The 18,895-nt window shown below is 40.7% G+C and carries 1 protein-coding gene; it reads left to right on the top strand.

All coding sequences use genetic code 11. The features are described 5' to 3' along the window. Positions 1–164 precede the first annotated feature (164 nt). Entirely contained in the window at positions 165–18,785 is an 18,621-nt protein-coding gene (locus MT340_RS11160; RefSeq protein ID WP_279390863.1) for a putative Ig domain-containing protein, read from the top strand. Positions 18,786–18,895 lie beyond the last annotated feature (110 nt).

Genomic DNA, 18,895 nt, shown 5'->3' with positions numbered 1-18,895 from the left:
TAGACGGCCCATCTATAACTCAAGAACTAAGTAGTACGTCTTCGAGTGAGGACAAACCAGTTGTAACAACAGCAGAGAATAATAGCCCAATACCATTAAACAACAATGATTCCACAACAACAGTTAATACTCAAGCAACAACTTCAACTGTAAGAAATAGCAGATTGAAATTTAGAACTTTAGTGGCAGTCAAAGATGGAAAAGTCATTAAATATCAAATACCGACAGATCCTAAATATGCGTATTTACTTCAAGATTTAGGGTATAATGCTACAACAGTTAAAGCAAATACTGATTTGCGACATGCAGGAATTAACCAGATGCAAAATGCAGATACAAATGTTATTAAGTTGAATTTATCAAAATGGCTAGCGTACCAATCCAACTTCGTGAATGGGGGTAAAGTTAATCTTTCATTCTCTCAAAGTAATTTCTTTAACCAAATCCAGTCTATTACTTTAAATGGAGTTAATATGACATCGACTAACAATGGTCAAAACTGGAGTGCGCCTATTACAGGTGCTACAGTTAAAAGTGGTTTAATTGGTTCAATAACAAATCAAGATGTCTTGATTACTTTGAAAAATTCACAAACACTGAGCAGTCTTGGATTTTCCAATGATAAACCAGTTTATTTAACGCATACGTGGACGGATAATGATGGTGCTATCGCTGCAGAAAGTATTCAAGTTACAACGATTACGCCTACACTTAATTCAAAAGCACCACAAATTTCTCAAACGAGTGGTTTTACAACTGGTAGAGTTGCTAATAAAATTATTTATGATAATACTAATTCAACGATTAATTCTGTTCATACTTTTAAACCTGATGAAAACTTTAAACAAACTGATTATGATTGGGTTTTATATGTAAAAGAGCAAGTGCCTAAAGATTTATTACCTTTTATTGACCCAAATTCGGTGAAAATTTATGCGTCTGATGCTAATGGTAACAATGTTACGCCTTCTGATACTGCTCGTGGTGTAGTAGGTAGTTTAGATAGTAATGGATTCTTTGATACAAGTAAGATTGATTCAATATCGATAGTGAAAAATAATACAGCAGACCAACTTGACAATGCTAGAACTACGTTAGATCTAAATGTATTTTGGGGAACATTAGGTCAATCTCGTAGTTATACGATTTCATATAAATTAAAAAATGGTTATACATTAGATAACATTGCTTCTCAATTAAGCGATAAAGAAACATTTAGCTCATGGCTTGAATCTGATTATTTAAATTCAGAAGATAATGGCGCAGCAAATAAAAGGATTCTGGGTTCCTATGCAAGTGCTTATTTAGATATGATAGATAGAATTGCGCCAGTTGCTCCTACTACTGCTAAAAATATTACTACTGAAGATAAGTCTATCAATGGTACTGGCGAAGCGAATATGACAATTCAATTAGACTTTAGTGATGGTAGAAAATTATCAGGACAAATAGGTAGTGATGGGAAGTTTTCAGTAGCAATTCCGAACGGATTTACATTAACAGGTAAAGAAACAATTACTGCTACAGTCCTTGATAAAGGAAGTAACTTGTCACCGGCAACTACAATTTCAGTTAAAGACACAACAAAACCTGTGGTAAATGCAATTTCAGGTCAAACCAAAGAAGTGAATACACCAATTGATAGTGTCACAGTTGTTGCGACAGATAATAGTGGAGACGCAGTTACAAACTCTGCAAGTGGCTTACCTGCAGGTGTTACATTTAATAGTTCTACTAATACACTAAGTGGCACACCTACGAAAGTTGGCAGTTATCCAATCACGATTACTTCAACGGATTCAAGTGGGAACTCAACACAAACAAACTTTACAATTACAGTTGTAGATACAACTAAACCAGTAGTAAACGAAATTTCAGATCAAACCAAAGAAGTAAACACACCAATTAGTGCAATTACAGTTGTTGCCTCTGATAACAGTAAATTAGCTGTAACAAACAGTGTAAGTGGCTTGCCAGATGGCGTTACATTTGATAGCACTACAAATAGAATTAGTGGAACACCAACAAAAGTCGGAAGTTACCCAATTACTGTCACTTCTACAGACGCAAGTGGTAATGCAACACAAACAAACTTTACAATTAAAGTTGTAGATACGACAAATCCAGTAGTGACGGCTATTAAAGATCAAACAAAAGAAGTAAACACAGCGATTGATACAATTACAATTGAGGCAACAGATAATAGTGGTCAAGCTGTAACGAATAGTGTGAGTGGATTACCGGACGGTGTTACGTTTGATAGTAGTACAAACACAATAAGTGGCACACCTACAAAAGTTGGCAGTTATCCAATTACAGTGACAACAAAGGACGCAAGTGGCAATGCAACGCAAACAAACTTTACAATTAAAGTTGTAGATACGACAAATCCAGTAGTGACGGCTATTAAAGATCAAACCAAAGAAGTAAACACAGCGATTGATACAATTACAATTGAGGCAACAGATAATAGCGGTCAAGCTGTGACAAACAGTGTGACTGGCTTACCAGCAGGTGTCACATTTGATAGTAGTACAAATCAAATTAGTGGAACACCAAGTAAAGTAGGCAATTATCCAATTACAGTGACAACAACAGATGCTAGTGGAAATGCAATAACTACAAAATTCAATATTACAGTAGAAGATACAACTGCCCCGGTTGTTACTAAAATTGATAATCAAACAAAAGAGGTCAATACAGCTATTGATTCAATTAAAATCGATGCGACAGATAACAGTGGTCAAGCTGTAACTAATAATGTAACTGGATTACCTTCTGGTGTTGCTTTTAATAATGCTACAAATACGATAAGTGGCACACCAACAAAAGTAGGTAGTTATCCAATTACAGTAATAACAACAGATGCAAGTGGTAATAAAACAACAACGAATTTCACAATTAAAGTTGTAGATACAACAAAACCAGTAGTAAACGAAATTTCAGATCAAACTAGAGAAGTGAACACACCTATTAGATCAATATTTATAACAGCATCAGATAATAGTAGACTGGCTGTGACAAACAGCGTGAGTGGTTTGCCAGAAGGTGTTACGTTTGATAGCACTACAAATAGAATTAGTGGTACGCCTTCAAAAGTAGGGGATTATATAGTTACAGTGACTACCACAGACGCAAATAATAATGAAACCAAAACAAATTTCACAATTAAAGTAGTAGATACAACAGCGCCAGTAGTTACAGGAATTGGAAATCAAACGAAAGAAGTAAATACAGCGATTGATTCAATCAAGATTGAAGCCACAGATAACAGTGGTCAACCTGTGACAAATAGCGTGAGTGGCCTACCAAATGGAGTAGAGTTCAATCCAGATACCAACACAATTAGTGGTACACCAAGCAAAGTTGGAAGTTACCCAATTACAGTGACAACAACAGATGCCGACGGCAACGAAGCAACAACAAGCTTTACAATTACAGTGGAAGATACAACAGCACCAGTAGTGTCACCAATTGTGGGTCAAACAAAAGAAGTAAACACAGCAATTGATTCAATTAAGATTGATGCGACAGATAACAGTGGTCAAGCTGTGACAAATAGCGTGAGTGGCCTACCAGATGGAGTAGAATTCAACCCAGATACCAATACAATTAGTGGTACACCAAGCAAAGTAGGCAGCTATCCAATTACAGTGACAACAACAGATGCCGATGGCAATGAAGCAACAACAAGCTTTACAATTACAGTGGAAGATACAACAGCACCAGTAGTGTCACCAATCGCGGGTCAAACAAAAGAAGTGAATACTGAAATCGATCCAATCAAGATTGACGCGACAGATAACAGTGGTCAAGCTGTGACAAATAAAGTGACTGGCTTACCAACAGGTGTAACATTCAATCCAGATACCAATACAATTAGTGGTACACCAAGCAAAGTTGGAAGTTATCCAATTACAGTGACAACAACAGATGCCGACGGCAACGAAGCAACAACAAGCTTCACAATTACAGTAGAAGATACAACAGCACCAGTAGTGTCACCAATTGCAGGTCAAACAAAAGAAGTGAACACAGCGATTGACCCAATTAAGATTGATGCGACAGATAATAGTGGTCAAGCTGTCACAAACAAAGTAAGTGGCTTACCAACAGGCGTAACATTCAATAGTGCAACAAACACAATTAGTGGTACACCAAGCAAGGTTGGAAGCTATCCAATTACAGTGACAACAACAGATGCCGACGGCAACGAAACAACAACAAGCTTCACAATTACAGTAGAAGATACAACAGCGCCAGTAGTGTCACCAATCGTGGGTCAAACGAAAGAAGTCAATACTGAAATCGATCCAATCAAGATTGATGCGACAGATAACAGTGGTCAAGCTGTGACAAATAAAGTGACTGGCTTACCAACAGGTGTAACATTCAATCCAGATACAAACACAATTAGTGGTACACCAAGCAAGGTTGGAAGCTATCCAATTACAGTGACAACAACAGATGCCGACGGCAACGAAACAACAACAAACTTCACAATTACAGTAGAAGATACAACAGCACCAGTAGTGTCACCAATTGCAGGTCAAACAAAAGAAGTGAACACAGCAATTGATACAATTAAGATTGATGCGACAGATAACAGTGGTCAAGCTGTGACAAACAAAGTGACTGGCTTACCAGCAGGTGTAACATTCAATCCAGATACCAACACAATTAGTGGTACGCCAAGCAAAGTTGGAAGTTACCCAATCACAGTGACAACAACAGATGCCGACGGCAATGAAACTCCAACAAGCTTCACAATTACAGTAGAAGATACAACAGCGCCAACGGTTACAGCGATTGGCAACCAAACAAAAGAAGTAAACACAGCGATTGATTCAATTAAGATTGATGCGACAGATAACAGTGGTCAAGCTGTAACAAATAAAGTAACTGGCTTACCAGCAGGTGTGACATTCAATCCAGATACCAACACAATTAGTGGAACACCAAGCAAAGTTGGAAGTTACCCAATCACAGTGACAACAACAGATGCCGATGGCAACGAAACAACAACAAGCTTCACAATTACAGTAGAAGATACAACAGCACCAACGGTTACAGCAATTGGCAACCAAACAAAAGAAGTCAATACTGAAATCGACCCAATCAAGATTGATGCGACAGATAACAGTGGTCAAGCTGTCACAAACAAAGTAAGTGGCTTACCAGCAGGTGTAACATTCAATCCAGATACCAACACAATTAGTGGAACACCAAGCAAGGTTGGAAGTTATCCAATCACAGTGACAACAACAGATGCCGATGGCAACGAAACGACAACAAGCTTCACAATTACAGTAGAAGATACAACAGCACCAGTAGTGTCACCAATTGCAGGTCAAACAAAAGAAGTGAACACAGCGATTGACCCAATTAAGATTGATGCGACAGATAATAGTGGTCAAGCTGTCACAAACAAAGTAAGTGGCTTACCAACAGGCGTAACATTCAATAGTGCAACAAACACAATTAGTGGTACACCAAGCAAGGTTGGAAGCTATCCAATTACAGTGACAACAACAGATGCCGACGGCAACGAAACAACAACAAGCTTCACAATTACAGTAGAAGATACAACAGCGCCAGTAGTGTCACCAATCGTGGGTCAAACGAAAGAAGTCAATACTGAAATCGATCCAATCAAGATTGATGCGACAGATAACAGTGGTCAAGCTGTGACAAATAAAGTGACTGGCTTACCAACAGGTGTAACATTCAATCCAGATACAAACACAATTAGTGGTACACCAAGCAAGGTTGGAAGCTATCCAATTACAGTGACAACAACGGATGCCGATGGCAATGAAACAACAACAAGCTTCACAATTACAGTAGAAGATACAACAGCACCAACGGTTACAGCAATTGGCAACCAAACAAAAGAAGTGAACACAGCGATTGATTCAATTAAGATTGATGCGACAGATAACAGTGGTCAAGCTGTAACAAATAAAGTAAGTGGCTTACCAACAGGTGTAACACTCAATCCAGATACCAACACAATTAGTGGAACACCAAGCAAAGTCGGAAGTTATCCAATCACAGTGACAACAACAGATGCCGACGGCAACGAAACAACAACAAGCTTCACAATTACAGTGGAAGATACAACAGCACCAGTAGTGTCACCAATTGCAGGTCAAACAAAAGAAGTGAACACAGCAATTGATCCAATTAAGATTGATGCGACAGATAACAGTGGCCAAGCTGTGACAAATAAAGTGACTGGCTTACCAGCAGGCGTAACATTTAATAGTGCGACAAATACAATTAGTGGAACACCAAGCAAAGTGGGCAGCTATCCAATCACAGTGACAACAACAGATGCCGATGGCAACGAAACGACAACAAGCTTCACAATTACAGTAGAAGATACAACAGCGCCAACGGTTACAGCGATTGGCAACCAAACAAAAGAAGTGAACACAGCGATTGATCCAATCAAGATTGATGCGACAGATAACAGTGGTCAAGCTGTGACAAACAAAGTGACTGGCTTACCAGCAGGTGTAACGTTCAATCCAGATACAAACACAATTAGTGGTACACCAAGCAAGGTTGGAAGCTATCCAATTACAGTGACAACAACAGATGCCGATGGCAATGAAACAACAACAAGCTTCACAATTACAGTAGAAGATACAACAGCGCCAACGGTTACAGCGATTGGCAACCAAACAAAAGAAGTGAACACAGCAATTGATCCAATCAAGATTGACGCGACAGATAACAGTGGTCAAGCTGTGACAAATAAAGTGACTGGTCTTCCTGCTGGCGTAACATTCAATAGTGCAACAAACACAATTAGTGGTACACCAAGCAAAGTCGGAAGTTATCCAATCACAGTGACAACAACAGATGCCGACGGCAACGAAACAACAACAAGCTTCACAATTACAGTAGAAGATACAACAGCACCAGTAGTGTCACCAATTGCAGGTCAAACAAAAGAAGTGAACACAGCAATTGATCCAATCAAGATTGATGCGACAGATAACAGTGGTCAAGCTGTGACAAACAAAGTGACTGGCTTACCAGCAGGTGTGACATTTAATCCAGATACCAACACAATTAGTGGAACACCAAGCAAAGTCGGAAGTTACCCAATTACAGTGACAACAACAGATGCCGATGGCAATGAAGCAACAACAAGCTTCACAATTACAGTGGAAGATACAACAGCACCAACGGTTACAGCAATTGGCAACCAAACAAAAGAAGTGAACACAGCGATTGATTCAATTAAGATTGATGCGACAGATAACAGTGGTCAAGCTGTAACAAATAAAGTAACTGGCTTACCAGCAGGTGTGACATTCAATCCAGATACCAACACAATTAGTGGAACACCAAGCAAAGTTGGAAGTTACCCAATTACAGTGACAACAACAGATGCCGATGGCAACGAAACAACAACAAGCTTCACAATTACAGTGGAAGATACAACAGCGCCAACGGTTACAGCGATTGGCAACCAAACAAAAGAAGTGAACACAGCAATTGATCCAATCAAGATTGATGCGACAGATAACAGTGGTCAAGCTGTGACAAACAAAGTGACTGGCTTACCAGCAGGTGTAACGTTCAATCCAGATACAAACACAATTAGTGGTACACCAAGCAAGGTTGGAAGCTATCCAATTACAGTGACAACAACAGATGCCGATGGCAATGAAACAACAACAAGCTTCACAATTACAGTAGAAGATACAACAGCGCCAACGGTTACAGCGATTGGCAACCAAACAAAAGAAGTGAACACAGCAATTGATTCAATCAAGATTGACGCGACAGATAACAGTGGTCAAGCTGTAACAAATAAAGTGACTGGTCTTCCTGCTGGCGTAACATTCAATAGTGCAACAAACACAATTAGTGGAACACCAAGCAAAGTCGGAAGTTATCCAATCACAGTGACAACAACAGATGCCGACGGCAACGAAACAACAACAAGCTTCACAATTACAGTGGAAGATACAACAGCACCAGTAGTGTCACCAATTGCAGGTCAAACAAAAGAAGTGAACACAGCAATTGATCCAATTAAGATTGATGCGACAGATAACAGTGGCCAAGCTGTGACAAATAAAGTGACTGGCTTACCAGCAGGCGTAACATTTAATAGTGCGACAAATACAATTAGTGGAACACCAAGCAAAGTGGGCAGCTATCCAATCACAGTGACAACAACAGATGCCGATGGCAACGAAGCAACAACAAACTTCACAATTACAGTGGAAGATACAACAGCGCCAGTAGTGTCCCCAATTGCGGGTCAAACAAAAGAAGTGAACACAGCAATTGATCCAATCAAGATTGATGCGACAGATAACAGTGGTCAAGCTGTGACAAATAAAGTAAGTGGCTTACCAACAGGTGTAACATTCAATCCAGATACCAATACAATTAGTGGTACACCAAGCAAAGTCGGAAGTTATCCAATCACAGTGACAACAACAGATGCCGACGGCAACGAAACAACAACAAGCTTCACAATTACAGTGGAAGATACAACAGCACCAGTAGTGTCACCAATTGCAGGTCAAACAAAAGAAGTGAACACAGCAATTGATCCAATCAAGATTGATGCGACAGATAACAGTGGTCAAGCAGTCACAAATAAAGTAAGTGGCTTACCAACAGGTGTAACATTCAATCCAGATACCAATACAATTAGTGGTACACCAAGCAAAGTGGGCAGCTATCCAATCACAGTGACAACAACAGATGCCGATGGCAACGAAACGACAACAAGCTTCACAATTACAGTAGAAGATACAACAGCGCCAACGGTTACAGCGATTGGCAACCAAACAAAAGAAGTGAACACAGCAATTGATCCAATCAAGATTGACGCGACAGATAACAGTGGTCAAGCTGTAACAAACAAAGTAAGTGGCTTACCAACAGGTGTAACATTCAATCCAGATACCAATACAATTAGTGGTACACCAAGCAAAGTGGGCAGCTATCCAATCACAGTGACAACAACAGATGCCGATGGCAACGAAACGACAACAAGCTTCACAATTACAGTGGAAGATACAACAGCGCCAACGGTTACAGCGATTGCCAACCAAACAAAAGAAGTGAACACAGCGATTGATTCAATTAAGATTGATGCGACAGATAACAGTGGTCAAGCTGTAACAAATAAAGTAAGTGGCTTACCAACAGGTGTAACATTCAATCCAGATACCAACACAATTAGTGGAACACCAAGCAAAGTCGGCAGCTATCCAATCACAGTGACAACAACGGATGCCGATGGCAATGAAACAACAACAAGCTTCACAATTACAGTAGAAGATACAACAGCACCAACGGTTACAGCAATTGGCAACCAAACAAAAGAAGTGAACACAGCGATTGATTCAATTAAGATTGATGCGACAGATAACAGTGGTCAAGCTGTAACAAATAAAGTAAGTGGCTTACCAACAGGTGTAACACTCAATCCAGATACCAACACAATTAGTGGAACACCAAGCAAAGTCGGAAGTTATCCAATCACAGTGACAACAACAGATGCCGACGGCAACGAAACAACAACAAGCTTCACAATTACAGTGGAAGATACAACAGCACCAGTAGTGTCACCAATTGCAGGTCAAACAAAAGAAGTGAACACAGCAATTGATCCAATTAAGATTGATGCGACAGATAACAGTGGCCAAGCTGTGACAAATAAAGTGACTGGCTTACCAGCAGGCGTAACATTTAATAGTGCGACAAATACAATTAGTGGAACACCAAGCAAAGTGGGCAGCTATCCAATCACAGTGACAACAACAGATGCCGATGGCAACGAAACGACAACAAGCTTCACAATTACAGTAGAAGATACAACAGCGCCAACGGTTACAGCGATTGGCAACCAAACAAAAGAAGTGAACACAGCGATTGATCCAATCAAGATTGATGCGACAGATAACAGTGGTCAAGCTGTGACAAACAAAGTGACTGGCTTACCAGCAGGTGTAACGTTCAATCCAGATACAAACACAATTAGTGGTACACCAAGCAAGGTTGGAAGCTATCCAATTACAGTGACAACAACAGATGCCGATGGCAATGAAACAACAACAAGCTTCACAATTACAGTAGAAGATACAACAGCGCCAACGGTTACAGCGATTGGCAACCAAACAAAAGAAGTGAACACAGCAATTGATTCAATCAAGATTGACGCGACAGATAACAGTGGTCAAGCTGTAACAAATAAAGTGACTGGTCTTCCTGCTGGCGTAACATTCAATAGTGCAACAAACACAATTAGTGGAACACCAAGCAAAGTCGGAAGTTATCCAATCACAGTGACAACAACAGATGCCGACGGCAACGAAACAACAACAAGCTTCACAATTACAGTGGAAGATACAACAGCACCAGTAGTGTCACCAATTGCAGGTCAAACAAAAGAAGTGAACACAGCAATTGATCCAATTAAGATTGATGCGACAGATAACAGTGGCCAAGCTGTGACAAATAAAGTGACTGGCTTACCAGCAGGCGTAACATTTAATAGTGCGACAAATACAATTAGTGGAACACCAAGCAAAGTGGGCAGCTATCCAATCACAGTGACAACAACAGATGCCGATGGCAACGAAGCAACAACAAACTTCACAATTACAGTGGAAGATACAACAGCGCCAGTAGTGTCCCCAATTGCGGGTCAAACAAAAGAAGTGAACACAGCAATTGATCCAATCAAGATTGATGCGACAGATAACAGTGGTCAAGCAGTCACAAATAAAGTAAGTGGCTTACCAACAGGTGTAACATTCAATCCAGATACCAATACAATTAGTGGTACACCAAGCAAAGTGGGCAGCTATCCAATCACAGTGACAACAACAGATGCCGATGGCAACGAAACGACAACAAGCTTCACAATTACAGTAGAAGATACAACAGCGCCAACGGTTACAGCGATTGGCAACCAAACAAAAGAAGTGAACACAGCGATTGATTCAATTAAGATTGATGCGACAGATAACAGTGGTCAAGCTGTAACAAATAAAGTAACTGGCTTACCAGCAGGTGTGACATTCAATCCAGATACCAACACAATTAGTGGAACACCAAGCAAAGTTGGAAGTTACCCAATTACAGTGACAACAACAGATGCCGATGGCAACGAAACAACAACAAGCTTCACAATTACAGTAGAAGATACAACAGCGCCAACGGTTACAGCGATTGGCAACCAAACAAAAGAAGTGAACACAGCAATTGATCCAATCAAGATTGACGCGACAGATAACAGTGGTCAAGCTGTGACAAATAAAGTGACTGGTCTTCCTGCTGGCGTAACATTCAATAGTGCAACAAACACAATTAGTGGAACACCAAGCAAAGTCGGAAGTTATCCAATCACAGTGACAACAACAGATGCCGATGGCAACGAAACAACAACAAGCTTCACAATTACAGTGGAAGATACAACAGCACCAACGGTTACAGCAATTGGCAACCAAACAAAAGAAGTGAACACAGCAATTGATCCAATCAAGATTGACGCGACAGATAACAGTGGTCAAGCTGTGACAAATAAAGTGACTGGTCTTCCTGCTGGCGTAACATTCAATAGTGCAACAAACACAATTAGTGGAACACCAAGCAAAGTCGGAAGTTATCCAATCACAGTGACAACAACAGATGCCGATGGCAACGAAACAACAACAAGCTTCACAATTACAGTGGAAGATACAACAGCACCAACGGTTACAGCAATTGGCAACCAAACAAAAGAAGTGAACACAGCAATTGATCCAATCAAGATTGATGCGACAGATAACAGTGGTCAAGCTGTGACAAACAAAGTGACTGGCTTACCAGCAGGTGTGACATTTAATCCAGATACCAACACAATTAGTGGAACACCAAGCAAAGTCGGAAGTTACCCAATTACAGTGACAACAACAGATGCCGATGGCAACGAAACGACAACAAGCTTTACAATTACAGTAGAAGATACAACAGCGCCAACGGTTACAGCGATTGGCAACCAAACAAAAGAAGTGAACACAGCGATTGATTCAATTAAGATTGATGCGACAGATAACAGTGGTCAAGCTGTAACAAATAAAGTAACTGGCTTACCAGCAGGTGTGACATTCAATCCAGATACCAACACAATTAGTGGAACACCAAGCAAAGTTGGAAGTTATCCAATCACAGTGACAACAACAGATGCCGACGGCAACGAAACGACAACAAGCTTCACAATTACAGTAGAAGATACAACAGCGCCAACGGTTACAGCGATTGGCAACCAAACAAAAGAAGTGAACACAGCGATTGATTCAATTAAGATTGATGCGACAGATAACAGTGGTCAAGCTGTAACAAATAAAGTAACTGGCTTACCAGCAGGTGTGACATTCAATCCAGATACCAACACAATTAGTGGAACACCAAGCAAAGTTGGAAGTTATCCAATCACAGTGACAACAACAGATGCCGACGGCAACGAAACAACAACAAGCTTCACAATTACAGTAGAAGATACAACAGCACCAGTAGTGTCACCAATTGCAGGTCAAACAAAAGAAGTGAACACAGCAATTGATCCAATCAAGATTGATGCGACAGATAACAGTGGTCAAGCTGTGACAAACAAAGTGACTGGCTTACCAGCAGGTGTGACATTTAATCCAGATACCAACACAATTAGTGGAACACCAAGCAAAGTCGGAAGTTACCCAATTACAGTGACAACAACAGATGCCGATGGCAACGAAACGACAACAAGCTTTACAATTACAGTAGAAGATACAACAGCGCCAACGGTTACAGCGATTGGCAACCAAACAAAAGAAGTGAACACAGCGATTGATTCAATTAAGATTGATGCGACAGATAACAGTGGTCAAGCTGTAACAAATAAAGTAACTGGCTTACCAGCAGGTGTGACATTCAATCCAGATACCAACACAATTAGTGGAACACCAAGCAAAGTTGGAAGTTATCCAATCACAGTGACAACAACAGATGCCGACGGCAACGAAACGACAACAAGCTTCACAATTACAGTAGAAGATACAACAGCGCCAACGGTTACAGCGATTGGCAACCAAACAAAAGAAGTGAACACAGCGATTGATTCAATTAAGATTGATGCGACAGATAACAGTGGTCAAGCTGTAACAAATAAAGTAACTGGCTTACCAACAGGTGTAACATTCAATCCAGATACCAATACAATTAGTGGAACACCAAGCAAAGTGGGCAGCTATCCAATCACAGTGACAACAACAGATGCCGATGGCAACGAAACGACAACAAGCTTCACAATTACAGTGGAAGATACAACAGCGCCAACGGTTACAGCGATTGCCAACCAAACAAAAGAAGTGAACACAGCAATTGATCCAATCAAGATTGACGCGACAGATAACAGTGGTCAAGCTGTGACAAATAAAGTGACTGGTCTTCCTGCTGGCGTAACATTCAATAGTGCAACAAACACAATTAGTGGTACACCAAGCAAAGTCGGAAGTTATCCAATCACAGTGACAACAACAGATGCCGACGGCAACGAAACAACAACAAGCTTCACAATTACAGTAGAAGATACAACAGCACCAGTAGTGTCACCAATTGCAGGTCAAACAAAAGAAGTGAACACAGCAATTGATCCAATCAAGATTGACGCGACAGATAACAGTGGTCAAGCTGTAACAAACAAAGTAAGTGGCTTACCAACAGGTGTAACATTCAATCCAGATACCAATACAATTAGTGGAACACCAAGCAAAGTGGGCAGCTATCCAATCACAGTGACAACAACAGATGCCGATGGCAACGAAACGACAACAAGCTTCACAATTACAGTGGAAGATACAACAGCGCCAACGGTTACAGCGATTGCCAACCAAACAAAAGAAGTGAACACAGCAATTGATCCAATCAAGATTGACGCGACAGATAACAGTGGTCAAGCTGTGACAAATAAAGTGACTGGTCTTCCTGCTGGCGTAACATTCAATAGTGCAACAAACACAATTAGTGGTACACCAAGCAAAGTCGGAAGTTATCCAATCACAGTGACAACAACAGATGCCGACGGCAACGAAACAACAACAAGCTTCACAATTACAGTAGAAGATACAACAGCACCAGTAGTGTCACCAATTGCAGGTCAAACAAAAGAAGTGAACACAGCAATTGATCCAATCAAGATTGATGCGACAGATAACAGTGGTCAAGCTGTGACAAACAAAGTGACTGGCTTACCAGCAGGTGTGACATTTAATCCAGATACCAACACAATTAGTGGAACACCAAGCAAAGTCGGAAGTTACCCAATTACAGTGACAACAACAGATGCCGATGGCAATGAAGCAACAACAAGCTTCACAATTACAGTGGAAGATACAACAGCACCAACGGTTACAGCAATTGGCAACCAAACAAAAGAAGTGAACACAGCGATTGATTCAATTAAGATTGATGCGACAGATAACAGTGGTCAAGCTGTAACAAATAAAGTAACTGGCTTACCAGCAGGTGTGACATTCAATCCAGATACCAACACAATTAGTGGAACACCAAGCAAAGTTGGAAGTTACCCAATTACAGTGACAACAACAGATGCCGATGGCAACGAAACAACAACAAGCTTCACAATTACAGTGGAAGATACAACAGCGCCAACGGTTACAGCGATTGGCAACCAAACAAAAGAAGTGAACACAGCAATTGATCCAATCAAGATTGACGCGACAGATAACAGTGGTCAAGCTGTGACAAATAAAGTGACTGGTCTTCCTGATGGCGTAACATTCAATAGTGCAACAAACACAATTAGTGGAACACCAAGCAAGGTTGGAAGTTATCCAATCACAGTGACAACAACAGATGCCGATGGCAACGAAACGACAACAAGCTTTACAATTACAGTAGAAGATACAACAGCACCAACGGTTACAGCAATTGGCAACCAAACAAAAGAAGTGAACACAGCAATTGATCCAATCAAGATTGACGCGACAGATAACAGTGGTCAAGCTGTGACAAATAAAGTGACTGGTCTTCCTGCTGGCGTAACATTCAATAGTGCAACAAACACAATTAGTGGAACACCAAGCAAAGTCGGAAGTTATCCAATCACAGTGACAACAACAGATGCCGACGGCAACGAAACAACAACAAGCTTCACAATTACAGTAGAAGATACAACAGCACCAGTAGTGTCACCAATTGCAGGTCAAACAAAAGAAGTGAACACAGCAATTGATCCAATCAAGATTGACGCGACAGATAACAGTGGTCAAGCTGTAACAAACAAAGTAAGTGGCTTACCAACAGGTGTAACATTCAATCCAGATACCAATACAATTAGTGGTACACCAAGCAAAGTGGGCAGCTATCCAATCACAGTGACAACAACAGATGCCGATGGCAACGAAACGACAACAAGCTTCACAATTACAGTAGAAGATACAACAGCGCCAACGGTTACAGCGATTGGCAACCAAACAAAAGAAGTGAACACAGCGATTGATTCAATTAAGATTGATGCGACAGATAACAGTGGTCAAGCTGTAACAAATAAAGTAACTGGCTTACCAGCAGGTGTGACATTCAATCCAGATACCAATACAATTAGTGGTACACCAAGCAAAGTGGGCAGCTATCCAATCACAGTGACAACAACAGATGCCGATGGCAACGAAACGACAACAAGCTTTACAATTACAGTAGAAGATACAACAGCACCAACGGTTACAGCGATTGGCAACCAAACAAAAGAAGTAAACACAGCAATTGATCCAATTGAAATTGATGCGACAGATAATAGTGGAGAACCTGTGACTATTAGTGTAAGTGGCTTACCAGACGGTGTAACATTTAATCCAGGTACAAAAACAATCAGTCGTCTTTCTGTAATAAATAAAGTAAGAGCACTTATTGCGAATGCAAATTACAGTAATGTACCAAATACAATTAGTGGCACGCCAACAAAAGTAGGAGTTTATCCAATCACAGTAACAGTAACTGATGCATACGGTAACCAAACAACAATAAGGTTTACAATTACAGTAGAAGATACAACAGCGCCAGTAGTGTCACCAATCGCGGGTCAAACCAAAGAAGTGAACACAGCAATTGATCCAGTCAAGATTGATGCGACAGACAACAGTGGTCAAGCAGTCACAAATAAAGTAAGTGGTTTACCAGACGGTGTAACGTTCAATCCAGATACAAATACAATTAGCGGTACGCCAACAAAAGTCGGTAGTTATCCAATTACAGTGACAACAACAGATGCCGATGGCAACGAAACGACAACAAGCTTCACAATTACAGTAGAAGATACAACAGCGCCAACGGTTACAACGATTGGAGATCAAACAAAAGAAGTGAACACAGCGATTGATCCAATCAAGATTGATGCGACAGACAACAGTGATCAAGCAGTCACAAATAAAGTAAGTGGTTTACCAGACGGTGTAACGTTCAATCCAGATACAAATACAATTAGCGGTACGCCAACAAAAGTCGGTAGTTATCCAATTACAGTGACAACAACAGATGCCGATGGCAACGAAACGACAACAAGCTTCACAATTACAGTAGAAGATACAACAGCGCCAACGGTTACAACGATTGGAGATCAAACAAAAGAAGTGAACACAGCGATTGATCCAATCAAGATTGATGCGACAGATAACAGTGGTCAAGCAGTCACAAATAAAGTAAGTGGTTTACCAGACGGTGTAACGTTCAATCCAGATACAAATACAATTAGCGGTACGCCAACAAAAGTCGGTAGTTATCCAATTACAGTGACAACAACAGATGCCGATGGCAACGAAACGACAACAAGCTTCACAATTACAGTAGAAGATACAACAGCGCCAACGGTTACAACGATTGGAGATCAAACAAAAGAAGTGAACACAGCGATTGATCCAATCAAGATTGATGCGACAGATAACAGTGGTCAAGCAGTCACAAATAAAGTAAGTGGTTTACCAGACGGTGTAACGTTCAATCCAGATACAAATACAATTAGCGGTACGCCAACAAAAGTCGGTAGTTATCCAATTACAGTGACAACAACAGATGCCGATGGCAACGAAACGACAACAAGCTTCACAATTACAGTAGAAGATACAACAGCGCCAACGGTTACAACGATTGGAGATCAAACAAAAGAAGTGAACACAGCGATTGATCCAATCAAGATTGATGCGACAGACAACAGTGATCAAGCAGTCACAAATAAAGTAAGTGGTTTACCAGACGGTGTAACGTTCAATCCAGATACAAATACAATTAGCGGTACGCCAACAAAAGTCGGTAGTTATCCAATTACAGTGACAACAACAGATGCCGATGGCAACGAAACGACAACAAGCTTCACAATTACAGTAGAAGATACAACAGCGCCAACGGTTACAACGATTGGAGATCAAACAAAAGAAGTGAACACAGCGATTGATCCAATCAAGATTGATGCGACAGATAACAGTGGTCAAGCAGTCACAAATAAAGTAAGTGGCTTACCAGAAGGTGTGTCATTCAATCCAGATACAAACACGATTAGTGGTACACCAACAAAAGTGGGAAGCTACCCAATCATAGTGACAACAACGGATGCTAGTGGTAATGAAATAACAATAAGCTTCAATATTACAGTTATTGATAATGCAACATCTGATAGTACAAGCACATCCGAAAGCGTGAGCGACTCAGAAAGCGAAAGCACATCAGAAAGCGTAAGTGACTCAGAAAGCGAAAGCACTTCTGAAAGCGTGAGCGACTCAGAAAGCGAAAGCACATCCGAAAGCGTGAGCGACTCAGAAAGCGAAAGTACATCTGAAAGCGTGAGCGATTCAGAAAGTGAAAGCACATCTGAAAGCGTGAGCGATTCAGAAAGCGAAAGCACATCCGAAAGCGTAAGTGACTCAGAAAGCGTAAGTGACTCAGAAAGCGAAAGCACATCAGAAAGCGTGAGCGACTCAGAAAGTGAAAGCACATCCGAAAGCGTGAGCGACTCAGAAAGTGAAAGCACATCAGAAAGTGTGAGCGACTCAGAAAGCGAAAGCACTTCTGAAAGCGTGAGCGACTCAGAAAGCGAAAGTACATCAGAAAGCGTGAGTGACTCAGAAAGCGAAAGCACATCCGAAAGCGTAAGTGACTCAGAAAGCGAAAGCACATCCGAAAGCGTGAGCGACTCAGAAAGCGAAAGCACATCAGAAAGCGTGAGTGACTCAGAAAGCGAAAGCACATCCGAAAGCGTGAGCGATTCAGAAAGCGAAAGCACATCAGAAAGTGTGAGCGACTCAGAAAGCGAAAGCACATCAGAAAGCGTGAGCGATTCAGAAAGCGAAAGTACATCTGAAAGCGTGAGCGATTCAGAAAGCGAAAGCACATCAGAAAGCGAAAGTGATTCAGAAAGTGAAAGCACATCTGAAAGTGTGAGCAACTCAGAAAGCGAAAGTACATCTGAAAGCGTGAGCGACTCAGAAAGCGAAAGTACATCTGAAAGTGTGAGCGACTCAGAAAGCGAAAGCACATCCGATAGTACAAGTACATCAGAAAGCGAAAGTACTTCGGAAAGCATGAGTGACTCCGAAAGTGAAAGCACATCAAATTCAAATAATACAAATACCCAAAAAGCTTTACCTGATACAGGTGAAGAAAAATCTGATAAACCATTATTACTATCACTAATAACTGGTCTAGGATTATTATTATTTGGAAAACGTCGTAAAAAAGAAGAAGACGACGAAGATGAGGCAAAAGATAAATAAACATTAACAGCTGATGTTAAATAAAAATTCATGTTTTAATAACACAGTGATTTTTCCACAATCCTCAATAGAGGGTTGTGGTTTTTTTATACCTAAATTTTATGATATCG

It is taken from the genome of Staphylococcus sp. NRL 16/872, from assembly GCF_022815905.2.
Classification (GTDB): Bacteria; Bacillota; Bacilli; order Staphylococcales; family Staphylococcaceae; genus Staphylococcus.
Note: the sequence above shows the minus strand (reverse complement) of the source record. Positions and strands in the feature narration are given on the sequence as shown.